This window comes from Virgibacillus necropolis (assembly GCF_002224365.1).
Taxonomy (GTDB): Bacteria; Bacillota; Bacilli; order Bacillales; family Amphibacillaceae; genus Virgibacillus_F; species Virgibacillus_F necropolis.
On sequence record NZ_CP022437.1, the window covers coordinates 4,179,120 to 4,204,074 of the forward strand.

Below are 24,955 nucleotides of genomic sequence, written 5' to 3' on the forward strand. Positions count from 1 at the left end.
TTATCTGCCAAAAAAAGCCCACAATTTAATGTGAGCCAATTGCCATTCCTATTATTCGTAAGCTTTCGTTTGAGCTTTTGATCTCTGCTTTTTATTCTTTCGATAGATTATATAGATGATAATACCTACTACAAGAGCAATAATCCCATACAGCTGAAACTCTTCCATAAAAGATTTCACCGTCTTTAAATTACCTACACTACCTAACCATAAAACTCCAACAGTCCACGGTAAAATTCCAAGCAACGTTAGCGATAAAAACGTCCATTTATTAATCTTACTAACACCTGCAACATATGAAATATAATTGCCCAACCCAAGTGGTCTCGCGAAAGCTATGCTCCATACTCCAAACTTTTTAAACCAACTTTGTGCTTTTTCAATTTTTTTACGACTTGTTTTTTCTTTTAATTTATCCTCAAGTTTATAACCTATATAGTATGGGATAAGACTGAATCCTGTATAGACTCCACTTGCCAACAGTCCGTATAGGATTACCTCTACGATTGTAAGATTTAATATAAAACCAAATACTAAGGTAACTAATCCACCAGGAAACGGAAGAGATGATGCCTCTATTGCAAGACTAGCAAGTAATCCCCATATTCCATATTCTTTAATCACATCAACTACAACCTCTAACATGGAATAAACTCTCCTTTACGTGGAAGTTCAAAAAGTCACCAAATGATAAACTACGAATTCCTCCGCTTTGCTTGCCTTTCCGGTCCTCATGTAGAAGTAGCACAGAGGAACTTCTACTAATATCGCCCACGTCCTTTGGGCAACGTAGAAGTCAGCACATCCTGTGCAAGTCCGGTCCTCAAGACTTCACCGCCTTGAACTTCTTGTTTCTAATTTGGCACCTTTTTGAACACGCTCTTTAAATCGATTATCTACAGTTGTACACTTACTGCTTATTATTTTTCACTAACTTTAATATTGCGGTTTTTTCCTTCTAAAACCTCAAAGATGCCATAAAGAAAAAGTCCAAGCGGCACAATACCGAGCAATACTTGCCCACATGGTTCTTGAGCAATTTGAGCCAAAGCTCCATCAATTCCGTTTGCCTGACTTGATTCAGCAGTCCAACCTGAATGAATAAAAAATCCACCAAGGACACCGAACGTAATTCCTCTTGAAATAAACCCAATTCTTCCTATCAATTTGGTAAATATCCATTCCTTTTGTTTCATCTGACTAGCATTTAGCTTTTTCGTAAAGCTTCCCCTAATATCATTAATTACCTGAATAAAGGCAAAGACAAAAATACTCGCCCCAGTAATACCAATCGCCAATCGTCCGAGTGGCATATCAATAATCTTTCCCATCCAAAATTGTTTAGAATTACCTGTCTGTCCTGAGTTAATTGCAAGGATAGCAAAACTAACCCCTAACCCAATGTCAACAACTCCACCTAAATCGAAGATTTTGATGGAGCTTGTAACTACCCAATAGTACAAACGCCCTTGTGGGCTCCTATTTTTTATCACCGGTAAAGCATTGGCGTGGTGTTACATCGTGGGCAGGTTGACTGCTACCCTATCTACCTAGCTTGCTAAGCAGATACTCTAGAAAGGTACTTGATTCCCTTGTTATAGAGGTTCATTGCTGCAACACGGTCATCATTTGATCGATAAGCGCATTTCTTGCAGCAAAATTGATGTGTTTTCTTGTTACGATTGTTTTTAGCTCTATGTTCACACTTCGGACAATCTTGAGATGTATATTTCGGATTCACCAAAATAACTTTTGATTTTGTCATTTGCGCTTTATATGTTAAAAACTCTCGCAATTGGTCGAAGGCCCAAGAAACAGAAACATATCGTTTACGTTTGCACACTTTTTCAGTAGCTTTTCGTACATTTTGTAAATCTTCTAAGGTGTATAATGTGTTTTGGCCATAATTGGTTACGAGTGCCTTAGAGACAACGTGGTTAACATCTGTCATCCAACAGTTTTCTCGTTGACCAATGGCTTTTAACCTTCTTCGAGCAGAAGGTGTTTGTCTTTGTTGCAATTGTTTCCGTAATAATTTGTAATGCGCACGTTTTTGTTTGATTTGTTTACCACTGAAAAATGTTGTTTTTCCAGCATCATCAAATACGGTAGCAACGAAGTTGATACCTAAGTCGATCCCAACAATATGTAACACATCACTAGTATTAAATTGTTCGCTTTCTTTGAGTTCCTTTGTCATTGGAATGTGTAGAAAGTATTTCCCTTTCTTTTGCACAAGTTTGGAAGTACCGAACTTCCAGGATCCATCAAAAAAATGCTCCATCTTTTTCGTGACATATGGAACTTTGATCCGTCCAAACAATGTGTTCACGGAAAAATATTCAGATTTTAAGGAGTAATCACGATTCCACACCAAATCATATTCTGGTTTTTTAAATTTAGCTAGCGTATTTTCTACATCGTTTGATTGCATTGACTTATATTTAGCACACACTGTTCTCGCAACGCTATTTGCCATTTGCGATTTCAAACGATAGTCAGAACGGAGCAAATTATACGTTAATTTGTGTAACTTAATGGAAGTAAAACAGTCGTGGCGAAATGCCTTTTTAGAGGCGAAATTCAGACCCTTACGAACGGCACGAATTGTATCTAGTAATTTTTCTTTATCTAATTCAGTTGGTAAAATCTTTATCTTAGCTGTAATCGTAAGTTTCATCATTTCCCTCTCCTCTCTTGTTTATTATACTATATGCGAACAAACGTTTTCAACAGAGAAGAGCTGCTTTTTTTAAAAATTGAAACCAGCCAATTCCTCTCCGCCGAAATCGAAGAGTTTGACAGAGTCTCCTTGGCTTTTGATGATGAAATATAGCTGTAAAAAAGTAACCAATCCGAATAAAAAAGTCTTTAATCTTTGTTCCATCATGGTCGCCCTCAATAAAAACTTGTGTGAGTAACCATGTTATATAACCAGTTAGGCCAAGTACCACCAGCCACAATATTAATTCCCCATATGGCTTACTAGCAACCGCAGCAATGGCTCCTTGCTGATCACTCACCAATACCTATCGCTGCCATCATGGAAATAAGACCGATTAATACATACACAGAGCCTTTTGCAGAAAACCCTATTCTTGAATACCATCTGACCCAAGGCATTACATTGTTATCAGCATCTTTCCTCTTAAGAAAGCCACTTATCCTAATCAGTATATTTTCCATCATGTCATTCATCCTTATAAGGAACACGTAATAAGGGTGTATTCCTCTAAAACCCTATTTAGAAACATTTTAATTGCTAGAGGAATTTCAAAAAGTCATCAAATGATAAACGGCGAATTTCTTCGTTGCGCAGTTTTTCCGGTCCTCACGTATTAAAAGCATAGAGGAACTTCTACGAAGACCGTCCACGTCCTGTGGACAACGTAGAAGTCAGCACATCCTGTGCAAGTCCGGTCCTCAAAATCTTCGCGCCTTGAACTTGACGCACAGGACGTGCTAATGTCGACTTTGCAACAGGACGCCTGAGTTCTTTGTCGACCTTGTTTCTAATTTGCCAACTTTTTGAACACGCATTGTAAAATTACTTCCATCAGATGATCTCTGTCCCCTTAACCATCCGAATATATTTCGGCAGAATCGTAATCGAAGCGGGAGTTGCTCCATTTATCTCACCGTCCATGTCAACTTCTTTCGCACGGTCTGTTTCAATTTCTAACGACTCTGCTTGAAAATGAATTAGTTCAGACAGTTCATCCGGATCGGTCGTTGGCTTGTTCATCGATAGAAATTCACGAAAGGAAGCGAGGTTTGAGGTTTTTATAATTAACACATCCATTTTTCCATCACTTGGATCTGCGGTGGTTATCGGCAATTCCTTTGTGCCCATGAATCTACCATTTAGTACTAATATTAGGACAGCCTCGCCGTCATATGTTTCAACATCTGTTTTAATTTTATAACTAAATGACTCTGCTTGGTTAACAGTGCGCAATGTACTCATATAATAACTAAGCACTCCGAAGCTCCTTTTTTGATCTGGGTCAACATTTAGAGAGGCTTCTGAAACAAAGCCAATTCCCCAGAAGTTAAGAAAATATCTCTCCCCCGTTTTCCCAAGATCGATATCCACAATTTCCCCTCTCGCAATTCCCTCTGCAGCTTGTTTGAGGTTTTGTGAAGTACCTAGCATACGGCTGAAGTCATTACACGTTCCACCTGGCAAAACACCAATAATCGGTTTTTTTTCTAGTGGTGCGATACTGTTTATGCACTCATGGATTGTTCCATCTCCGCCTAAAATCACAATAATGTCCACGTGATCAGCATAGTCTGCACATATTCTTTTTACTTCATTTATGGTTTCGGTTTGAATAATAGTAAGTTTTTTAATTGCTTTTGTAATAGAAGGTAGTGTTTGTTCAAGTTTTTGTTCTAAATCATCGTTTCCTGCATTACTATTATATAAGAATAGACCTGTTTCATATTTCATTATAATTTCCTCCTACTCAACCTAATAGTTACTCAATACCCTATCCTATCTTAGAAAAAATCGCAATTCACATTGTTCCTAACCCCAAAAAAATAGTTATTATTAATTCGATGTAAAATTAAAAAAATATCTAGTATTCTTGCTTGAAATAGTATTTAATATAGTAGTAGGAATTATAATTTTCTAAATTACACAGGAGGGTCAAAATGAAGAAAATTTATAGTTTGTTGCTTGTATTAAGTTTAGCTTTTATTCTTACAGCATGTGGTGGTTCGGATCAAGAAGATGCACAAGGAAGCGACAAAAAAGAAAAAGGCGACCTTAAACCAGACACACTTGTAATTGGTTTTGTACCATCTCAGGACTCAGATACAATTGCAGATACAATTCAACCAATGGCTGATCGTTTGTCGGAAGAGCTGGACATTGAAGTAAAAGGGCAAGTAATGACTAGCTATAACTCGCTCGTTGAAGCTATGGGGGCTAACCAGGTTCACGTTGGATTTATTCCAGCATTTGGTTATGTTTTAGCAAATGAGCAGTACGGGGCAGAAGTAATCTTGAAATCTATTCGTCATGGATCAGGTACATATAAAGCACAATACTTGGTTCGCTCTGATTCTGGTATCGAAACACTTGAAGATTTGAAAGGAAAAATCTGGGCTTATCCTGATAAAGGATCTACCTCTGGCTATCTTTTCCCGGCAAATCAATTAATGCAGAAGTTCGATTATGCTAGTGCACCAGAACTTGAAACAGACTTTTTCTCAGCTACTGTTCAAGCAGGTGGCCATGATACTGCAGCACTTGCTGTTTTAGAAGGTGACGCAGATGTCGCTACTACATTTGATGATGTTCGTACAGAACTTGAGGCAGAACATCCAGATATCATGGAGGAATTAACTGTAATTGGTCATACCGAGGAAATTCCGAATGATACCATTTCAGTTACCAAAGAGTTAGATGAAGAATTAGTTAAGAAAATCAAAGAAATCTTCCTTTCGTTTAATGATGATCCTGAAATGATCAAAATTATGAATGAAGTTTATAACTGGGATGCAATCGATGAAGCATCTGACAAAGAATACCAGGTAGTTAAAGATACGTACCAAAAATTCAAAGACAACATTGAATTATAATTAAACGATAGTTAAATTTACAAAAAGGGGAGGTATTTATATCTCCCTTTTTTCTCAGGTGTAGATTGTTGCGCTCTCAATTTCGTAACTAATGGAGGGAATACATATTATGATTGAATTTAAAGATGTCAGCCTTGTTTACCCGAATGGAACAGAAGGCTTGAAAAACATAAATACCACCATTAAAGATGGTGAATTTGTTGTGATTGTAGGTTTATCCGGAGCAGGAAAATCTACGTTTATTCGCAGTATAAATCGACTCGTTACGCCAACAACAGGATCCCTCTTAATTGATGATGAGGATATTATTACTTATCGTGGTTCAAATCTACGAAAACTACGCACAAAGATTGGCATGATTTTTCAAAACTATAACCTGGTAAAGCGTTCCAACGTTTTAAAAAATGTTTTAGCTGGACGACTTGGACACACCAGTACGTTAAGATCAATTTTAAACCTTTACAAAAAGGATGATGTTGGACTAGCTTACGAAAGCTTAAAGCGTGTAAATATTGATGAAAAATTGTATAACCGTGCTGACGAACTTAGCGGTGGTCAACAGCAGCGCGTCAGTATTGCACGCGTATTGACACAGAAACCTTCCTACATTCTTGCAGATGAACCAGTAGCATCACTTGATCCACCAACATCCCACCAGGTTATGACGTACCTAAAAAAAATTAATAAGGAAGATAATATTACAACAATAGTAAACCTACATTTTATTGATATGGCTATGGAATATGCTGATCGTATTATCGGTATGCGCGCTGGAGAAGTTGTTTTCGACGGCCCGGTATCTGAGGTAACAGAAAAAACATTTGAAGAAATCTATGGCCGGACCATTCGTGAGGACGACTTGCGTGGGGGGGCAAATGAATCGTGACTAAACAGTTAAATTCCAAGTCCTTACAAAAAACACCACCTATCTACCCGGTTAAAACCAAGGTTCAACTTACAACCATTCTAATTGTTGTATTAGGATTTTACTTATTCAGTATGTTTTGGACACAACAAAAAATGGTCGGTGGATTTGGTAATGCATTTAGTAATGTCCTTGTAGTTGTAGAAAAGTTTTTCCCACCCAATATGAGTGTTATTACAGCGGTGTGGGACCCAATGGCTCAAACCATCCAAATGGCAATTATCGCCACAACGTTTGCAGCGATTCTAACTGTTCCATTAGCACTTTTATCAGCACAAAATATAACATCCATTAAACCTCTTTACATTACAACTCGAACAGTGCTAAATATTTTACGTACCATTCCCGATTTAGTTTTAGCTGTTATTTTCGTTGGACTATTTGGAGTTGGTTTATTTCCAGGTATCGTTGCACTCATCATATTCTCATTAGGTATCTTGGCAAAATTGATAAGTGAAACGATAGAGTCTGTTGATATGGATCCACTTGAAGCAATGCGGGCATCAGGCGGTAGTGTAATTCAAGTAATTTTCTATGGGCTGGTTCCACAGGTCTTACCACAATTCACATCATTTGTCCTCTATGTATTTGAAATAAATATACGGGCGTCTGTTGTACTAGGACTTGTTGGTGCAGGTGGTATTGGACTCGTTCTCGATCAACAGCTTAAGTTTTATAACTATCCGAATGTTATGGCTATCATCATTCTAATATTCGTTGTTGTACTGATTATTGAGTATATCAGCAATAAACTAAGGGAGGCATTAATATAATGGAATCTATTTCATTACCTCCAAAGCAACCTAAATCAGCTTTTAAAAAAATAAAAGGAATACTAATCTTTCTAGCTGTTATTGCCATTTATATATGGACGTTTATCGGAATTGACATTGACTGGGCTCGTGCTGTCGAACGGGCAATAAGTAACTTCGGGGTAATTATTCCCAGGTTATTCAGCCCTGACTGGTCAGCTACTGGTGAGGTCACATTAAAAATAATTGAGACAGTATTTATTGCTTTTGCTGGATCTTTCATGGCTTCTATTCTGGCCATTCCACTTGGTTTCCTTGCTGCAAAAAATATGTCTCGTAGTAAGTTTTTATCTAATATTGGCAAATGGATCCTATCTGCTATCCGTGCATTTCCAGATATTATCCTGGCTATATTATTTGTCGTAGCAGTGGGCCCGAATGCATTTGCTGGTGTTCTTGCAATTGCGATTGGATCGACAGGAATGCTTGGAAAGCTATATTCTGAAGTGGTAGAGTCAATCGATATGAGGGTTGTTGAAGCTATGGAAGCTAATGGAGCGAATAAGATACAAATGCTTTTCTATGGTGTCATACCTCAGATTATTCCTGAGTTCTTATCCTATGCCATTTATCGGTTTGAAATCGATGTACGTGCATCTTCCATACTAGGTATTGTTGGTGCAGGTGGTATTGGTACGATGATTATCTTTGCAGCCAATAACCGGAACTGGAGTGAAATGGGACTTATCCTGTTAGCAATTATTATTGTTGTTACGATAATTGACTTCATATCGGCAAGAATTCGCCGCAAAATAGTGTAGAACTTAAGTGAAACGAAATTAAAGGTTTACTTTGATTTCGTTTTCTTATTTTAAGAATTTCAAAAAGGAGTATTGACCTACTTATGGATACAGCAAATTTAACGATTCTATATACAAGTGATGTTCATGGAAACGCTTTACCAATTATATATGGTAGCAATCAACCTGCTGATACCGGCCTTGCCAAGTATGCAAGCCTTGTTAAAAAGACAAAAGAACAAACTGATAATCTTCTTATCCTAGATAATGGAGATTTAATTCAAGGAACCCCACTTATGACACATTTCGTAAAACAACATAAAACAGAAGAAAACCCAATGATTGGCATTATGAATCGAATTGGAATTGAAGCAAGTGTAATCGGCAATCATGAGTTTAACTTTGGGAAACAAATTTTAGAAAATGCAGTAAAGGAATCAAATTTTCCGTGGTTATCTGCAAATACATTAGATCAAACCACGAACCAACCCTATTTTGGCCAACCGTATCATATAAAAAAATTAGATAATGGCATTAAAGTAGCTGTAATTGGGGTTACAACCCACTACATTCCTAATTGGGAATCACCAGAGCATATAGAAGGAATTAATTTTCAAGATGCTTTAACCTCTCTACAGAAATGGGTTAATCATCTTCATCAAATTCAAAAACCTGACTTATTAATTGCATCCTATCATGGAGGATTTGAACGGGATATTGAGTCAGGCGAGCCAACTGAAGTATTAACAGGAGAAAACCAGGGCTATCAGATGTGTCAGGAAATTGATGGAATTGATGTGCTTTTGACGGGACACCAGCATCGCACCTTAACTGGTATAATAAATAATGTATTGGTTATCCAGCCTGGGTTTAACGCTCAAGGTTATGGTCAAATAGAAATTGAATTCAGTAAAGATCAAGACAACTGGCATATAACTAAGAAGTCTGCGAGGTTGCTTGATTTGGAAGGTGTCCCTGCTGACTCAGAAATAGTAGAGTATATGGCAATGCTTGAGAACTCTACTCAACAATGGCTTGATCAACCAATTGGTTATGTTGATGGGGATATGACAATTGAAAATCCACTGCAAGTACGTATGAACAAACATCCTTTTATCGAATTCATACAGCAGGTACAGATGGCAGCAACTGGTGTGGACATTTCTGTTACCTCCCTTCTGAATAACAAATCAACTGGATTTGGGCCTGTCGTAACCATGCGAGATATTGTGGCAAACTACATGTACCCGAACACATTGGTTGTTCTGAAGTTATCTGGAGCAGATATCTTTGCGGCACTTGAAAAAACAGCATCATACTTTATCTTAAATGAATTTGGGGAAATTGACGTTAATCCAAGCTTTAGCCAACCAAAACCGCAACATTATAATTACGATATGTGGGAAGGAATCGAGTACAACATAAATGTCCGAAATCCGGTTGGATCACGCATCGAATATGTAACGAAAGATGGAATCCCTCTTGACTTAGATGGAGTCTACCCTGTTGTACTGAATAATTATCGTGCAAATGGTGGTGGTAATTATCATATGTTCAAAAATAAACCAATTGTCAAAGAAGTACAACAAGATACAGTCGAGCTCATCAGATGGTACTTTGAGCAGCATCCAACTGTTAAAGCAAACGCAACAAAAAATTTTGAGGTAAAGAAGTGAAGAAATAAGGCCCATACCTGGATTGGTATGGGCCTTATTAGTATTAATCTTCGTCATTATCGTCTTTGTCATCGTCATCGTCGTCATCTTCTTCAAGTGAAACTACAATTACCTCTCCGGTATTTGCATCAACTTCGATGTCGGCCTCTTTTTTGCCATTTTTAATTTCAATCTCGTACGTTAAGCGGCCATCGTCTTCTTCAAGTTCAATACTTTTAATCGTTCCTTCAAACTCTTTTAATGCAATTTCTTCTGCCTTATTAGCTTCAACTGCTACTTTTTTTACGGATGATTTATCATCATTTGCTTGTTGTTGATTTTCTGCGTTTTTGTCATCTTTATTATCATCCGCATCATCTAAATTGTCTTTGGCGTTTTTAGATAACGGCTTTTCTTTTAGATGAAGCACCTCGCCAGTACTTCCATCAAGTGTTAAATCATACTTCTTCTCGTCACCTAAAATTTCAACCTCATAAACCGCTTTATTCTTTTTTTCATCTAGCTCGAGTTCCGTAACTGTACCAGGATACTGGTCAGCCACTAATTTTCTAACGTCATCCGTTGATAGGGATGCCTCCGCTTGAGATGCTGTTGCCTGAAATATTCCTAACCCTAGAACAGCTGCTACAACTACCCCGCCTACTGCGATTTTTTTCTTTTTAGTCAATTTTAATTCCTCCTTATTTCTTTCTTACTGTTATCATATCCCTCCCAAATGAAAGAACATGGTGAACAAGATTAGAATTTGATGAGAAAGTGATTAATGATCTATCACAATTGGGAGGATTACCGTAAAGGTGCTCCCTTCTGCTATATTACTTGATACCGTAAGTTTTCCTTTGTGTGCCTCGACAATTGATTTGGCGATTGAAAGTCCGAGACCTGTCCCGCCATTATCTCTGTTTCTGGCTTTATCTACTCGATAAAAGCGGTCGAAAATTTTTGCTTGCTCCTCTTTTGAAATTCCCGGCCCAAAGTCTTGAATTGCAATGGCAACGTTTTTATCGACAACTGAAATAGTCACAATAATTTCAGCTTCACTATATTTACATGCATTATCAATTAAACTATAGACCACCTGTTTAAGCTGATCTTTGTTAGCTTTAACGAGTATCTCCTCTTGTTCTTTCCTATTGACCCTTATGGAACGATTATAGGCTCCATTAAAAACAGTTACAACATCTAAACACAACTTCACTATGTTCACTTCTGTTAACACACTTTCATTTTTACTTTTAGCAAGAAAAAGTAGTTGCTCTACCAATTTCTGCATTCGATCTGCTTCCGTTTCGATAGCTCCAATTGATTCTTGAAAAATCTCAGGGCGTTCTAAACCTCGACGTTCTAGAAGCTGCGCATAACTTTTCACAATTGCAATTGGTGTTTTTAACTCATGGGATGCGTCCGATACAAATTGTTCTTGTTTGTTAAAACTTTCCCTTAAGTGATCAATCATTTCATTAAACGTTTGCTCCATTTGATACAATTCATCCTTGGAATGACTACGAACCGAAATCTTTTCCCATGTGTTCTCATTTTTATTAGCATTCATTGTTTGAATTAAGGCCTGAATAGGTTTTAATATGAAGCCAGTCAATAGTCGTCCCGCAAAAATAGTTGGAAGAAGCATCACAATCGAGGCACCTATAACAACGTACAATAACGTTTGCATTGTCGCGTCAAGCCCTGTTAAATGCTTGGAAACTTGCAGTGTAACAACATTGCCATCACTCCATATAACTGGCTGGGTGACAACTGCAACACTAGCACGATCATCAACTGATCTTATCTCTTGTATCTCACTTGCTGAAAAAGTAATCGGAAGACTTGTGTATGAGCCATGTTTTGTTAAGGTAACAAGTTTATTTTCTTTTTCATCAACTACTCGAATCATACCTTCATTTGGTAGATAAGCGCGGAGTAGTTGGTTTTTGGAAATGGTTGGATTCTCATTCAATGTACTTATTATCGTTTCTGTATGTGCATCTAATTGGTCTAACTCGCTATCTGCAGACAATTTATAAAAAAAGTAATAGATAGACGCGTTTACTAATAAAATTAATACTAACATGAATAGGCTGGAAAACAGTTGAATTTTTGTCCGAAGTTTCATTTAGTTTGATCCTTTATCATATACCCTACCCCACGAATCGTTTGAATATATTTCGTGTCAAAATCCTTATCAATCTTTTGTCTTAAATATCGAATATAGACATCAACCACATTCGTATCACCAAAATAATCATATCCCCATACTTTTTCAATTAACTGCTCACGCGTTAGCACAATATTTTTGTTTTGTAATAAGTATATAAGTAAATCATATTCACGTGGTGTCAACTCAATCTCTACAGTAGACCGCTTTACTTGTCGTGTATTTAAATCTACATATAGCTCACCATTAACTAACTCATTCCGTTTCGATTGTTGCCGTAAATGCACCCTTATGCGTGCCAATAATTCTTCAATTTGAAACGGTTTCGTTATATAATCATTTGCACCTAGATCTAATCCGCTTACTTTATCATGTATTTCATCTCTAGCAGTCAAAAGAATGATTGGAGTTTGTTGATCACTTCGCCGAAACTTCCGTAGAACCTCGAGTCCACTTAACTCAGGAATCATAATATCTAGTAAAGCTAGATCCCACTGTTTCGTTTCCAGTAAATGTAGCGCTTCTTTTCCATCACTTGCAATTTGAGTGTTATAATTTTCATAACCAAGTTCCAACTGCAGCACCCTACTAAGTTTTTTTTCATCTTCTACAATTAAAATATTTGGTTGACTCAGAATGATCACCCACTTTATGTGTCTTTTTATGTACTATAACAAATAAATCATAACAATGTACGAATATTAGTAAACATATATTTTGCAAAATATGTAACAGAAGTCGATAATATAAAGAATGCATTTTGATTTACCATATAAATTGATTATAAATACGTGTTCAAAAAGTCGCCAAATTAGAAATAAGAAGGTCGAGGCACGAGCGTTTTGAGGACCGGACTTACGCGCGTGTGCTGACTTCTGTGTTGCCCACAGGACGTGGGCGCCCTTAATAGAAGTTCCTTTTTCAACGAAGTGATTCGCCATTTATCATTTGGTGACTTTTTGAACTTCCTCTTATAATGATTAAGTCTTTATCATAAGGGTATGGTGTATGAAGTAATCCTAATAAGATTATCTCATTATTTGTAAACGCCTTAAATCCAACGAAATGCAGAAAACGAATTTAATTTAAGGAGTGATGCGTAATGCTAGCACTTGATCATGTTGTTATAGCCGCTAATAATGCTGAAGAATTAAGCGCCCAGTATGGAAATCAGTTCACCATAAAGTCTATTAAGGGTGGCCAACATAATGAATGGGGTACGCATAATTATTTATCTTACTTCTCAAATGATAGTTATATAGAATGGTTAGGAACGTACGATAATGAGAAAACAACTAATTCAGATAATCCACTAATAAAACATCTCACACATGTTTTAGAAAAAAATATAGCTGGTCCGTTTCAATTTGCGTTAAGGACAACACAAATGGATAGTTATGTGGAACATTTCCAAAAAAATGACATCCCATTTGTAGGCCCTGTTAATGCAACGAGAGAAAAGCCTGACGGATCCATCGTAAAATGGCGGATGCTTTTCCCAGAGTATAATTATGAAACGGAAGTCTTACCCTTTTTAATTGAATGGGACAATCCAAAAGAAGCATACCCAGATACTAGTCTGTTGAATATCCAAACTATTAGACAGATCAACTTTGGCGGAATAGATAAAGAGACTTTCACTAAGGTCTATCAATTAAAGCCAAAAAAATTAAATAAAACCCATTTTCCATTACAAAACAGCAAAATACAATTTACCAATAATGAAAAACTAGAATTTGATTTGGTATAGAGAGCTAAAAAAGCACCCATTAGCGGGTGCTTTTTTAGCTTAACCAAGTTGTTCTGTTAAAAATTCACTTACTGATTCAGGTGACTTTGTATTTGCACTGTGCTGATGGGCAATTTTTTCCCCATTTTTAAAAACTAGCATACTAGGAATTCCCATTACTTCATATTTTTCCGCAAGTCCTTTTACTTCATCACTATTTACCTCGTACCAGTTGTAACCGTTAAATTCCTCAATAACATCACCAATAAACATATTCATACGCTTGCAGTCTGGACACCAATCAGCAAAAAACTTTATAATTACGGGATTTTCACTTTGGATAACCTCATTGAATTTTTCTACACTTTTTATACTTTCCATTCATTAACACTCCTTTATCATCACTACTTCTATTCTACTGATTATCTGGTCAATTGTCTTATAATCTGTTTAGGATTTGTATTCTACTCGACCCAAAATATATGCAACTAACAAGCCAGCAGCAAAAGTCTGCACACTTAAGATTAGAAATGAAGTAGCGCTTGGAAATCCTGGATATACAACTAAAATTGATCCAATCACCAATCCGATAATTAAGGCAAATGTTGCATAGCGATAATTTTGTAAAAAGAAATTGATGATTTTACTCATAACTAAAATACCAATCACAATCCCAACGCCAGTCACAACAATTATATCAAGCTGTAAATTACTAATGGCGCCAATGATAGTTGGATAAACACCAATAATTAACAGCATAAATGAACCACTAATCCCTGGTAAAATCATGGCGCTACTTGCAATAATTCCAGAAAAAAATAACAATATGTAAGTAGACATTGAAATATTTTCTATGACTCCAGGTTCACCAGATTGGATAAAAGCCATAGACCCGACAATGACAGCCCCAATAACTAGTAATAAATAATGCTTCATCCCAAACGTTCGCTTAGCATCAGCTTCGTGAAACAAATAGGGCAAAATACCAATAATTAAGCCTAAAAAAAAGAATTGTGTCGGTCCGGCATAATGTTCAAATAACCATTCTATTAAACGACTCAACAGAAGAATTGCTGTTCCAATTCCAATTCCTAATGGTATTAAAAATCCAAGCTGTTTTTTCCAGTCCTTGCTTAATATCCCGTTAATTGCTGTAATTAATCGATCATATATTCCTAACAAAACAGCAATTGTACCACCACTAACACCTGGGATAACATCACTTGCACCCATTATCATGCCTCGATAAATATTTTTCCACTCCATTTATTAAGCTCCCTCATACATACACATAATTTTTATAAAACATATCGTTATCATATCAAATAAAGGTTGCAATTTATACAAAAAATTATATACTATAATCAAGCTACTTTGTATTGCAAGGTAGTTAGCTTTTGCTTAAGTATCTTGTATAACAAGGTAGGTGTAAAATATGTCATTAAAAAGTCAGCTCTTAAAAGGCATCTTAGAGGGATGTATCCTTTCCATTATTAAAAATGAACCAACTTACGGCTATGAATTGTCGCTCAAATTACAACACTATGGCCTGAATGATGTGGGTGAAGGATCCATTTATCCAATACTATTACGATTGCAGAAAGAAAAGTTAATTGAAGGCGTGATGAAAAACTCGCAAACAGGACCTAAGCGTAAGTACTATCATTTAACAGAAACCGGAGTCATTGCATTGGTTGAATTTACGAATCACTGGAATGGATTAAAAGATCCTGTAGATCGAATCATCGAACAAGGGGGAGCATCTCAAAATGAATTCTAAGGATATTATCAGGGAGAACAATGAAAAAAGAAAACTTTTGAACGAGGAAAACCTTGCGTATTATCAAGATATGCTTGTGTACATTCGTCTGAATGGAGGAAAGTCTGAACAAGCTACAGAGGAAGTACTTTTGGAACTACTTGAACATTTGATACAAGCACAGGAAGAAGGAAAATCAGCCGTAGAAATCTTTGGGGATGACCCTAAGGATTATTCTAAAGCTATTATCAAAGAAATACCAAATGAATCGAATACAGTGAGAATACCTTTTATTGCATATATTGTGGTCCAATTCTTAGCTATTATTAGTCTGGTGAATGGTATTGTTGGTTCTGGAATGTATTACTTTTTCGAACTGGGTTCTAGTACCACAGTAGTTTCACTTGGATCGGGATTCCTTATTGTTTGTATTAATTTGTTTTTACTTTACCTGTTTATCACCTTTGTGCTTAAATGGATCAAACGATCTACAGATAAAAAGCCAAACAAATGGCTAGAATTTCTTCAGTTATGGTTGATTAGTGTAGTTATGATTGGAACATTCATTGCAGTGTCCTATTTCATGCCAGGTTTCGGTTCGGAAATCAGGTTTCCAACGATAGCTTTTGCTGGGATAGGTATAGCTCTGTATCTCATTTCTTATATGATGAACAAGAAATTACGACTTACTAAATAAATTGTTACTAGAGGATGTTCAAAAAGTTGCCAAATGATAAATGGCGAATCTCTTCGTTACTCGGTTTTCTTATTTCTAATTCGGCGACTTTTTAAACAAGCATTATTAGGATATAAAAGGATTTCTATGGATCCAGAAATCCTTTTACATTCACTCCTCAATAAACTCAAGCTCAGGCATCCATTGAGACAGATGGGCTTTGATTTCCTTGTAATGTTTTTTAGCATTTGGAAGAACTTCATTTGTCAGCTGATACATGGGAATCACGTCAAAGTCCGTTTCTCCAGGCTGATAATCTACAAAGGTTGGTAAAAACTTTGGTGAAACAACTTCTAGCTTATCTTCTGCATCTTCATTAACCGTTTTTCGAATAGTAAACTGTACCATTCCACCTATTCGTCGGTAAAATTCATCCTGACCAGATAAAAAGTTGCCAAGTGAGTAGGCGACAAATGTTTTATTGCCATTTTTGCCTTCAACCCAGTCAACTGGCTGCAAGACATGTGGATGGTGTCCAATAACAACCTGTACCCCTTGATCTGCAGCAAATTGCACCAAATCTTTTTGTCTTTTATTTGGCATCCGTTCATATTGATTTCCATAGTGCAGACTTAAGATAATAACATCGGATAGCTTTTTTGCCTCTTTAATATCAGCAGCTATTTTATTTTTATCAATCAAATTAACAAGATACTCTTTCCCTTTTGGGACAGGAATTCCATTTGTACCATATGTATACGCTAAAAAGGCAATTGTGATATCTTGATTGGTCTGAAGGACGCGGATTTCATTTTGATCTTCCCTACTTTTGTATGCACCAGTATACATCATATCCAGACTTTCCCAATACGAGGTTGCCTCCTGTATGGCAGTTTCTCCATGGTCTAATGTGTGGTTATTTGCAATGGTCACAACATCTATCCCCGCATCCTTTAGTGCATCTCCCATTTTCTTTGGGGTATTAAAAGCGGGATAGGATGATAATCCAATTTCCACTCCACCTATCATCGTTTCCTGGTTAGCCATTGTTACCGAGGATTGTTGCAAAAAAGGTGCCACTTTCTCAAGCATCGGATTAAAATTATAGTGATTTCCATTAAAAGCGTCTTGGTATACCGTGTCGTGTATTAATAAATCACCTATTGCCGAGAGCGTAATTTCATGTACTTCTGTTGTAAGAAAATCCGTATCCCCCGGTTTATTCTGAATATCAACTTCACTTTTGGCATGATCATTTGAAACATAACTATTATCTTCATTCATACATGCCGCTAAAAGAAAGGCACAAAAGCATAATAGGAAGCTTGCTTTATAGTGTAACATGATGATATGTCGCTCCTTTTTTTCCTGTCGTAAACCCTACGAGTTACTGAACAGCACAATATGTTTTAAATTTATTATACATTTTTAGTAAATGTTCACGGTCTAAATCAGAGAAACTTTCCCATTCTACTACATCCATTATGTAATAATGAAAGTTCCATATTTTTTGCTTAATTGGTTTATCACTAACTACTGCGGTTTTATAAAGTACTTCAATCATCGCATAAAGCATCGAAACATCATCTTTTCCATAATGTCGAATTTGGTAAAATGATTTATAAAGATAATCCTCAAACGTTTTCGGCTCACAAATAAGCCTTAGATGCTTGTTATTATCTGTATAATATCGATTTTCATTATACGTAGAACCAATTTCACTTAGGAGTGCACCGATTCGATTTAAACAATTTATTGCAGTATGAGGATCATTTATTGCCGGTGAAATAGCCCGCAGTGCAATTTCCACCAGTTTTTGAAGTATAAACTCTATATCTTGTAAATCGGTTCGTTCATTTCCAATTACTAGGAAATGTTTAAAATCATGATTATCATCACATTCTTCTGTTTCAATTACACTCATAACTGGTAAACCCTTCGTTACAAAATCACCAACTTGTGCATGTATATGCAATGTACATCCCTGTTTCGCTGCCTGTCTTACGAGATTTTCCCAATCAACCTTTTGAATATAACCTGAATCATAAGCATAAATGATCCGTTTATTTCTCGATTGCAAATCCTTTAATTCAGCTTCATCCCAATCCTCATACTCGTAAAAATCATAGTTTTTATAGGTGCTTTTAATTACTTGTGAACCGTCATCTCGAATTTTGGCAATTAGATTATTTACTTGAATCCATCGTGCAGAATGGTGAATAAAGTATACGAAAAACGCAAGATTAATGATCGCAACGATCACCATGACAATCGGGCCAACAACAGAAGACTCCTTTCCAGCTGTCAATAAATGAATCAGTGCAAAAATAAAGCCTAGGCAATATACTCCTAAGACATGTTGCGTTGTTCGACTTTTCATAAAGTCTTGTAAGGTCCGTGGAGAAAATTGTGTAGAATACGTTGTTAAAACTACCATAATAACGGAAAAACTAATAGTCGTCATCGTTAAAATCCCAGTCACAAGTGAGGCATATAAATCAACAGCGATATTATTTGTCGTTAGTAATAGTTTAGGTATACTATTTTTAAAACTACCGATTAGCCAGCCATCTGTAATGGTTATGAGAAAAACTAATAGGATGGAGGCAACCCCGTATACTGCTGGAATAAACCAAAAACTATCACGTATTTTAATCAAAAATTTTGTTTGATTCATATAAGAACTCCTTTTGATGATGTCTCATAAAGTGAATAACGTATCGTCCTGTGCTCCCAGTATACCTGTTACAAGATAAACGATAAAGAAGTTTAACGAAAACCAGCGATTACTGCTCGGATATCGGGCTCCGTTCCGATATATCAAGCTCGTTCTCCGATATCAACATTCATTCCCACTTTCCAGGATTCACCGTTCCCTTAATCAACCAAAAAAAACTGGCCCAACACGGTTCATGTCGTGTCAGACCAGTTTTTATATAAACCTATTACTATTTTTTATCTACTAATTCTGTATATACAACCAAGCGTTGATTGTGAGTACCAATGTCTTGAATATAATCGCCTGTACATGTAATTAAGTTAAGCATTCTTCTTGGGGTATATCCAAATATTTGTTCTACGGGAGCTTCGCCTAAATCGTAGGCTTTTTTATCAACCACTTTAAATACTAATGTTTCTCCACTTTCATCGGATATTTTTACTTCATCCCCAACCTCAAGCTTATTCAAGTCCCAAAATATTCCTTTACCCTTTGGATCATTCACATGGCCTGCGAGCACTGCGCTTCCTTGTTCACCAGGTTTAGCACCCGATTTATACCAACCTGCATTACGATAATCTTTTGGAACATCCATCTTTCCATCCTTTTGTAAGCCAACACGCTCTACAGGTGCTTCAACACCGATGCTCTCTATCTTAATCGTAGCAGGAACTAACCCTTTTACAGGTTCATCGAAAGCATTTGAATAGAAAGTTTCTTCTTTTGGCTCTTTTATCGTGCTAACATCTTTCGTTTCCATTTCTGGTTGTTCTACCGTTTGTTTTTCAGTAGCAGTTTCTTGTGTTTCTTTTGGTTCAGGTTGGTTGGAATCAGTGCTCTGCATCTGACCACAACCAACTAATACTGTTAAGAACAGTATACTTATTATCTTCCGCATCACACTGACCCCCTACTTTTCCAACCACTTTTTATTATTATTTATTTTCTGATGCTTGGTACTTACGGATTGCTACAAATGCTGCTAATGCAAATGCACTTGCACCTAAGATCCATAACATCATCATGTCGTTATTGTTTGCTGGTGCGAAACCAGTTTCTGGCATTTCAGAAGGCATATCAGCAGCAAACTTATCTGGAAATTGTGCTACGATAGCACCAGAAAGTGCTTTGGCAATACCATTAGAGTGAGTGTAACCTTCGTGGAACTGGTTATAAGCTTCCTCATAATCACCTGCTGCATAAGCATCAAATGAAGCGACGAGTTGGTTTACATGCATTTGCAATGATTCAGATACAGCGTCCGCTGAGATGTTACCACCTGTAGCTGTTTCCATAAATGCTGAGAAGTCTGCACGATACTGTTTCAATTCGTCAAGTGCTGCTTGCTTAGCTTCCTCGTCTTCAGCTGCAGTTGCTTTTACATAATCTACAAAGTAACCAATGTGTCCAGCCCACATTTCTTTAAATTTAGCTGCTGCTTCATCACCATATACAGAACCGATTGCTGCAGAAAGTTTATCTGTATTTGCAGCTAATTGTGCAGCGTTAGCTTCAAAAATCTTCGCTGATTCTTCGCCTTCAATTCCGTTTTGCATAGCTGTTATAGCAAATGCTACGTGTCCTGAAAGAATATCATTTAATGCTAGACGAAGATCTGCTGCTGGTGTAACAGCCATTTGGTTTTCAAACTTATCTGGAAATTGAGCTGTGATAGCGCTTGAAAGGCCCTTCGCTGTCATATACAAGTGTGATCTTGCATCTGCTTGCTTGCTGAATGCTGTTGCATAGTCTCCAGCAACATAAGAATCAAATGCTGAAACTAATTGATTAACGTGTGTTTGTAATCCTTCTGCTAAAGCATCCGCTTCAACACGACCTTCAGTTGCTTTTTCAAGAAATGCTGAGAAGTCTTGACGATACTGAGATAATTCTTCTAGTGCTTTTTCTTTTGCAGCTTCATCCTCTGCTGCAGTTCCATTTACATAGTCTACAAAGTAACCAATATGTGCACTCCACATATCATGAAATCCTTGACCTGCTTCTTCACCGTAAACGGAAGCTATAGCATCAGATAATGCCTGTGTATTTTCACCTAGTTGTGCTGCAGCAGCTTCAAAATCTTCTGCTCCTTCAATTCCTTTACGCATTGTAATGATTGCCAAATTTCCGTGTTCAGACAACAATGTACCTAAAGTAGCTCTGAGATCAACAGCTGCGTTCGTTACTGTTGGTTTCTCCGCTGTTTCTGCACTTACTAAACCTCCGTTTGCTGAGAATAACAATGCCGCACTCATTGGTGCTACTACTAATGCCTTTTTCCAATTCATCTTAATAACATCTCCTTTTAGTTTTTTTATTGTGTGATTCTACTAAGCTAACGAAGATGATTTCTATTTGGATCACTTTTTCTAGAGATATTTTTGCTAGTATCTCTTTCAAGAGAGTTTGAACCGTGTTAAACGCCCACATACCAACGTTTTTTGAAAAAATATTTTTTAAATATTTTTATTAATTTCTATTTAAAAAAACTGGGATGCATAGATTATGCATCCCAGTTTTTTATTTCCGTCTAACTAAAGTTCTTATGAAATCGGTGAGCTTAATAAAATATCACCCTGTGGTGTTTGGCTATCTGCATTTGGTTCTTTTGTGATTGCGACTGTATCCCATTGGTGTTCACCCTCATAATTCATAATATAGGATACAGCACCATTACCTTCTTCATTTGAGACAAATGTACCTGCACGATATGGCTTTCCATCTTCTAGCACCCATACCTGATACGTTTCCTCACCTTCCAGTTGTGGAAGATCACTTGCTTGAATAACCAAGTTTGTTTTATTATTTTGTTCGATCATCATTGCAGTTGCTTCTGCATTTATTCCTTCAGAAGGACTTAATGATAGCATTTTTTGAATGGTATCAAGTGAAGTTTCTTCTGGTTCATTGGTAGGTTCTGTTGCCTCTGGTTCATCTGACAAATAAATTAGCGCTGCACCGTTTCCTACTAACGATAGGGTTAAAACAGCTGCAATTAATGGTTTATACCATCCTGTTTTTTTCTTTTTAGGTTCCTTCTTACTTTCGATAGGAGTCACCTTACTACTTTTCATTTGTTCAACTTCAGGCTCAGTTTCTGTCTCAGAAGTGTTTGTGCTATTCACTATATTAGATAGTACACGTTCCTTCATACCACTAGGCGGGTCTATAGCTTCACTGCTATATGGAAGGTCTTCCGTTAATTGTTGTAGCTCTTCAAGCTCTTCTTGACATTCTTCACACGCTAACAGATGTGCTTCGAATTCTTCTCTTTGTTCGTTTGTTAGTTGGTTATTAAAATAATCAAGCAACAAATCACAGGTTTTAGACATCATCCAGAACCCCCCTTTCACTCTTAGGAGATAATATACCGCGTAAATGCTTCAATGCTAAACGCACTCTCCCTTTTACTGTACCTAATGGTATATCACATGTTTCAGCTATTTTAGACTGTGATAACCCTTTGAAATAAAACAACTCAATTATTTCTTGTTGTTCATTTGTCAATTGTTTAACTGCCACGCGAACTTCCTCGCTACGTTCCTTCCATTCTACCTGTTCTTCAGTAGAAGGAGTTGAATCATGAAGTGCGTCACGCTCATCTATTTCATATGGTGTTTCCTTCTGTTTTCTTAACAGGTCAATTGTTGCATTACGCGTAACGGTTAATAACCAAGATGAAAACTTACCTTTTGATTCATCGAAGTTTCGTTGTTTTGACCAAATTTTCGTGAAAACATCTTGCACGACTTCTTCAGCCAGAAACTTGTTCTTGGTCATGCGAAACGAGAACGAAAATAACAGCTTTTCGTAGCGGTCATATAATTGCTCTAGCGCTTGTTCATCTTGTGCTTGTGTTCGATTGAATAGTTCAATATCCAGCTCCCGCATAACATTCTCCTTTTGAAAAGATATATAGGCACATCATATCATAATTACCCCAAATGGAGAGATGTAAAGCTTCTATTTGAAATGAAGCTTCTATATAGTATACGGTTCAATACAACTAATGGATCACTTTCACCCTAATTAATAGTAAAAACAATGAAATTCCACGTTTTATTTCAAAGGTAACGGGAAAATGGTTTGGTAAAGCAAAAAGTGTAAAGCGTGAAAAATAATGGTTCCAAGATCCCTTTTCTTACAATGTTGTAAGAAAGGGATTTTTTTCATAAAAAGACTTCCTTTCACTATTAGTTATATGCAAAAATTGTAAATAACTGAAACATTTTTAAACCAAGCACGTATTACAAACAGATAGAGATAAAGGAGGTCATTACGATGACAGAACCAGCAATGCAATTGACAGATGTCAAAAAAATAATTGGCAAAAAAGAAATCATTAAAGGTCTTACCTTTACCATTTATAAAGGAGAAGTGTTTGGGTTTATCGGTCCAAACGGTGCAGGTAAAACAACTACCATCCGAATGATGGTTGGTTTGATGAACATAACGGAAGGTGATATCCGGATACTAGGTAATAGTATTAAAACAGATCACAAAGCAGCAATTAAGGAAGTTGGAGCAATTGTTGAAAATCCAGAAATGTATCCATTCATGAGCGGATGGCAAAACCTCCAGCATTATGCTCGAATGATCCCTGGTATAACAAAGGAACGTATAAATGAGGTTGTTAAATTAGTAGGTTTAGAAAAACCAATCAAAGAAAGAGCAGGAAAGTATTCGCTTGGAATGCGCCAACGTTTAGGAATTGCTCAGGCATTACTACATAACCCATCTGTATTGATACTAGATGAGCCTACAAATGGACTTGACCCAGCTGGAATAAGAGAAATTCGTAAATACATACGCAATCTAGCACAAGCTGAGAATGTTGCCGTCATTATTTCTAGCCACATGCTAGCAGAGGTAGAGCAAATGTGTGACCGCATCGGTATTATTAAAAATGGAGAATTAATTTCTACCCAGCATTTACATGATGCATCCGGTGAAGCACAGGCCCACCAGATTCAGATTGAGGTAGAGCCATTAAGTAAAGCCCAAGAATTATTAAAAGCAAATCACGGTATAGATGGAACTATCCTCGGTGATGCCATTACATTCCAGGGCGATAAAAAGAATATACCATTATACATTCAAACACTTGTTGAAAACCAACTATTAATCTACCAAGTTGGTGTGTCTAAAACTACATTAGAAGATAAATTCTTTGATTTGATTGGAGAGAATACAATTGAGTAACTTCTTTCAGCTTTTAGTAAATGAACAAATTAAAACGTATATTCGAAAGTCTACGTGGTCGATGTATATTATATTAGCCCTTATTATTATAGGAATCGGATTTATGACAAACTTTTACCAAGGTACCGTCACAACTTATGAAGAAGACACATGGCGTCAAACCCTTGAAGATGAGAACCAGAAGTATACAGAAGAAATGGAAAAAGAGGAGATGATGGCTAGTTACAACTCTTCCCTAATTGAAAAAAACAATTACCATTTAGAGAATGATATTATGCCAGCAAATTATGACGCGTGGCAATTCGTTTCAGAAAACGAATTCTTACTATCGCTAGTTACCTTATTTACAATCATTGTTGCTGCGGGTATTATTGCCAATGAGTTTAAATGGGGCACCATCAAACTTTTACTAATTCGCCCAATATCACGGACAAAAATTTTAATATCTAAATATATTTCTGTATTGTTATTTGCACTATGGACATTACTATTCGTATTAGTCTTATCTTTTATAGTAGGAGCACTATTTTTCGGTATTAATAGCTTCGATCCACAAATTGTCTCAAATCAAGGTGGTTCTTATGAGCAGGTTTCGGTTATCAAACAAATTATTGCTGGATACGGACTTCAATTAGTTACATTGTTAATGATGGCAACCTTTGCTTTCATGATTTCAGCAATTTTTCGTCAAAGTGCACTCGCAATTGGTACAGCAATCTTCCTCATGTTTGCAGGTACTTCCATCGTGGGATACTTTGCTGACAAAGCCTGGTCAAAATATATTTTATTTGCTAATACTGATTTAAACCAATATATAACTGGGACACCCGTTATTGAAGGTATGACACTTGGATTTTCGATAACAGTATTACTTGTATACTATGTCATTTTTCTTGCTATCACTTGGATGTTCTTCACAAAAAGAGATGTGGCTGGACACTAAACATTATATTATTGTTAGGTGCCA

Annotated in this window: 27 protein-coding genes; 10 read left to right on the top strand and 17 right to left on the bottom strand. The window is 36.7% G+C overall.

Annotation, left to right across the window (positions count from 1 at the left end; translation table 11 throughout):
• Nucleotides 1-51: 51 nt before the first annotated feature.
• The 6 genes from CFK40_RS19910 to CFK40_RS19930 all read right to left on the bottom strand — a co-directional run bounded on the left by CFK40_RS19910 (nucleotide 52) and on the right by CFK40_RS19930 (nucleotide 4,456).
• Entirely contained in the window at nucleotides 52-645 is a 594-nt protein-coding gene (locus tag CFK40_RS19910) for a DedA family protein (protein ID WP_089534096.1), read from the bottom strand.
• A 275-nt stretch (nucleotides 646-920) separates the two neighbouring features.
• On the bottom strand, nucleotides 921-1,463 hold the full coding sequence (locus CFK40_RS19915) for a DUF1206 domain-containing protein (RefSeq protein ID WP_089534097.1): 543 nt from the start codon (nucleotides 1,461-1,463) through the stop codon (nucleotides 921-923).
• Nucleotides 1,464-1,558: 95 nt separating this feature from the next.
• Nucleotides 1,559-2,680 carry an RNA-guided endonuclease TnpB family protein gene (locus CFK40_RS19920; protein WP_089534098.1) on the bottom strand — a complete coding sequence of 374 codons (1,122 nt, stop codon included), beginning with the start codon at nucleotides 2,678-2,680 and terminating at the stop codon, nucleotides 1,559-1,561.
• A gap of 49 nt (nucleotides 2,681-2,729) precedes the next feature.
• Complete coding sequence (locus CFK40_RS19925) at nucleotides 2,730-3,023, bottom strand: DUF1206 domain-containing protein (protein WP_161493912.1); 294 nt, start codon at nucleotides 3,021-3,023, stop codon at nucleotides 2,730-2,732.
• Complete coding sequence (locus tag CFK40_RS21050) at nucleotides 3,016-3,189, bottom strand: hypothetical protein (RefSeq protein ID WP_161493913.1); 174 nt, start codon at nucleotides 3,187-3,189, stop codon at nucleotides 3,016-3,018. The genes CFK40_RS19925 and CFK40_RS21050 overlap by 8 nt, the downstream gene beginning before the upstream one ends.
• Before the next feature lie 367 nt (nucleotides 3,190-3,556).
• A complete protein-coding gene (locus CFK40_RS19930) occupies nucleotides 3,557-4,456 on the bottom strand; it encodes a diacylglycerol/lipid kinase family protein (protein WP_089534100.1) in 900 nt (299 codons plus the stop codon).
• Nucleotides 4,457-4,662: 206 nt separating this feature from the next.
• Between CFK40_RS19930 and phnD the strand changes: the two genes are divergently transcribed.
• From phnD to CFK40_RS19955, 5 genes are all read left to right on the top strand, one after another.
• Nucleotides 4,663-5,595 (top strand): phosphate/phosphite/phosphonate ABC transporter substrate-binding protein, encoded by a 933-nt coding sequence (gene phnD / locus CFK40_RS19935; protein ID WP_089534101.1) that lies wholly within the window; start codon nucleotides 4,663-4,665, stop codon nucleotides 5,593-5,595.
• Between the two features lie 109 nt (nucleotides 5,596-5,704).
• Complete coding sequence (gene phnC, locus CFK40_RS19940; RefSeq protein ID WP_089534102.1) at nucleotides 5,705-6,481, top strand: phosphonate ABC transporter ATP-binding protein; 777 nt, start codon at nucleotides 5,705-5,707, stop codon at nucleotides 6,479-6,481.
• A complete protein-coding gene (gene phnE, locus CFK40_RS19945) occupies nucleotides 6,475-7,293 on the top strand; it encodes a phosphonate ABC transporter, permease protein PhnE (protein ID WP_405196603.1) in 819 nt (272 codons plus the stop codon). Before phnC ends, phnE (CFK40_RS19945) begins: the two co-directional genes overlap by 7 nt.
• Nucleotides 7,293-8,093, top strand: a complete 801-nt coding sequence (gene phnE, locus CFK40_RS19950; RefSeq protein WP_089534104.1) for a phosphonate ABC transporter, permease protein PhnE — start codon at nucleotides 7,293-7,295, stop codon at nucleotides 8,091-8,093. The genes phnE (CFK40_RS19945) and phnE (CFK40_RS19950) overlap by 1 nt, the downstream gene beginning before the upstream one ends.
• Before the next feature lie 83 nt (nucleotides 8,094-8,176).
• Entirely contained in the window at nucleotides 8,177-9,748 is a 1,572-nt protein-coding gene (locus tag CFK40_RS19955; protein WP_089534105.1) for a bifunctional metallophosphatase/5'-nucleotidase, read from the top strand.
• Between the two features lie 43 nt (nucleotides 9,749-9,791).
• On the opposite strand, the gene CFK40_RS19960 is transcribed toward CFK40_RS19955, so the two are convergent.
• From CFK40_RS19960 to CFK40_RS19970, 3 genes are all read right to left on the bottom strand, one after another.
• A complete protein-coding gene (locus CFK40_RS19960; RefSeq protein ID WP_089534106.1) occupies nucleotides 9,792-10,415 on the bottom strand; it encodes a PepSY domain-containing protein in 624 nt (207 codons plus the stop codon).
• A gap of 93 nt (nucleotides 10,416-10,508) precedes the next feature.
• The gene (locus tag CFK40_RS19965) at nucleotides 10,509-11,861 is read right to left on the bottom strand and encodes a HAMP domain-containing sensor histidine kinase (protein ID WP_089534107.1); all 1,353 of its coding nucleotides are present in this window, start codon (nucleotides 11,859-11,861) and stop codon (nucleotides 10,509-10,511) included.
• Nucleotides 11,858-12,538 carry a response regulator transcription factor gene (locus CFK40_RS19970; protein ID WP_089534466.1) on the bottom strand — a complete coding sequence of 227 codons (681 nt, stop codon included), beginning with the start codon at nucleotides 12,536-12,538 and terminating at the stop codon, nucleotides 11,858-11,860. Before CFK40_RS19970 ends, CFK40_RS19965 begins: the two co-directional genes overlap by 4 nt.
• Before the next feature lie 467 nt (nucleotides 12,539-13,005).
• Between CFK40_RS19970 and CFK40_RS19975 the strand changes: the two genes are divergently transcribed.
• Nucleotides 13,006-13,653: a VOC family protein gene (locus CFK40_RS19975; protein ID WP_089534108.1), complete on the top strand. Its 648-nt coding sequence runs from the start codon at nucleotides 13,006-13,008 to the stop codon at nucleotides 13,651-13,653.
• A 39-nt stretch (nucleotides 13,654-13,692) separates the two neighbouring features.
• Here CFK40_RS19975 and CFK40_RS19980 read toward each other — a convergent pair whose 3' ends face one another.
• Both CFK40_RS19980 and CFK40_RS19985 read right to left on the bottom strand, forming a co-directional pair.
• The gene (locus CFK40_RS19980) at nucleotides 13,693-14,013 is read right to left on the bottom strand and encodes a thioredoxin family protein (protein WP_089534109.1); all 321 of its coding nucleotides are present in this window, start codon (nucleotides 14,011-14,013) and stop codon (nucleotides 13,693-13,695) included.
• 69 nt (nucleotides 14,014-14,082) lie between these two features.
• Nucleotides 14,083-14,898, bottom strand: a complete 816-nt coding sequence (locus CFK40_RS19985) for a DUF368 domain-containing protein (RefSeq protein ID WP_089534110.1) — start codon at nucleotides 14,896-14,898, stop codon at nucleotides 14,083-14,085.
• A gap of 169 nt (nucleotides 14,899-15,067) precedes the next feature.
• Here CFK40_RS19985 and CFK40_RS19990 point away from each other — a divergent pair, with 169 nt between their 5' ends.
• Together CFK40_RS19990 and CFK40_RS19995 are read left to right on the top strand one after the other, a co-directional pair.
• Nucleotides 15,068-15,412, top strand: a complete 345-nt coding sequence (locus tag CFK40_RS19990) for a PadR family transcriptional regulator (protein ID WP_089534111.1) — start codon at nucleotides 15,068-15,070, stop codon at nucleotides 15,410-15,412.
• Complete coding sequence (locus CFK40_RS19995) at nucleotides 15,402-16,088, top strand: DUF1129 family protein (protein WP_089534112.1); 687 nt, start codon at nucleotides 15,402-15,404, stop codon at nucleotides 16,086-16,088. The genes CFK40_RS19990 and CFK40_RS19995 overlap by 11 nt, the downstream gene beginning before the upstream one ends.
• A 150-nt stretch (nucleotides 16,089-16,238) precedes the next feature.
• Here the strand turns inward: CFK40_RS19995 and CFK40_RS20000 are convergent, their stop codons facing one another.
• The 6 genes from CFK40_RS20000 to CFK40_RS20025 form a co-directional block, all read right to left on the bottom strand.
• Nucleotides 16,239-17,411, bottom strand: a complete 1,173-nt coding sequence (locus tag CFK40_RS20000; RefSeq protein ID WP_089534113.1) for a CapA family protein — start codon at nucleotides 17,409-17,411, stop codon at nucleotides 16,239-16,241.
• A 43-nt stretch (nucleotides 17,412-17,454) separates the two neighbouring features.
• Nucleotides 17,455-18,744 carry a DUF2254 domain-containing protein gene (locus tag CFK40_RS20005; protein ID WP_089534114.1) on the bottom strand — a complete coding sequence of 430 codons (1,290 nt, stop codon included), beginning with the start codon at nucleotides 18,742-18,744 and terminating at the stop codon, nucleotides 17,455-17,457.
• A gap of 271 nt (nucleotides 18,745-19,015) precedes the next feature.
• The gene (locus CFK40_RS20010) at nucleotides 19,016-19,684 is read right to left on the bottom strand and encodes a class F sortase (RefSeq protein ID WP_089534115.1); all 669 of its coding nucleotides are present in this window, start codon (nucleotides 19,682-19,684) and stop codon (nucleotides 19,016-19,018) included.
• 37 nt (nucleotides 19,685-19,721) lie between these two features.
• Entirely contained in the window at nucleotides 19,722-21,074 is a 1,353-nt protein-coding gene (locus tag CFK40_RS20015; protein WP_089534116.1) for a copper amine oxidase, read from the bottom strand.
• A 255-nt stretch (nucleotides 21,075-21,329) separates the two neighbouring features.
• Nucleotides 21,330-22,121, bottom strand: coding sequence for an anti-sigma factor (locus CFK40_RS20020; RefSeq protein WP_089534117.1), 792 nt, complete (start codon nucleotides 22,119-22,121; stop codon nucleotides 21,330-21,332).
• Entirely contained in the window at nucleotides 22,111-22,677 is a 567-nt protein-coding gene (locus CFK40_RS20025) for an RNA polymerase sigma factor (RefSeq protein WP_089534118.1), read from the bottom strand. Before CFK40_RS20025 ends, CFK40_RS20020 begins: the two co-directional genes overlap by 11 nt.
• 390 nt (nucleotides 22,678-23,067) lie before the next feature.
• Between CFK40_RS20025 and CFK40_RS20030 the strand changes: the two genes are divergently transcribed.
• Nucleotides 23,068-23,988, top strand: a complete 921-nt coding sequence (locus CFK40_RS20030) for an ABC transporter ATP-binding protein (protein WP_089534119.1) — start codon at nucleotides 23,068-23,070, stop codon at nucleotides 23,986-23,988.
• On the top strand, nucleotides 23,981-24,931 hold the full coding sequence (locus CFK40_RS20035; RefSeq protein WP_089534120.1) for an ABC transporter permease: 951 nt from the start codon (nucleotides 23,981-23,983) through the stop codon (nucleotides 24,929-24,931). Before CFK40_RS20030 ends, CFK40_RS20035 begins: the two co-directional genes overlap by 8 nt.
• Nucleotides 24,932-24,955 lie beyond the last annotated feature (24 nt).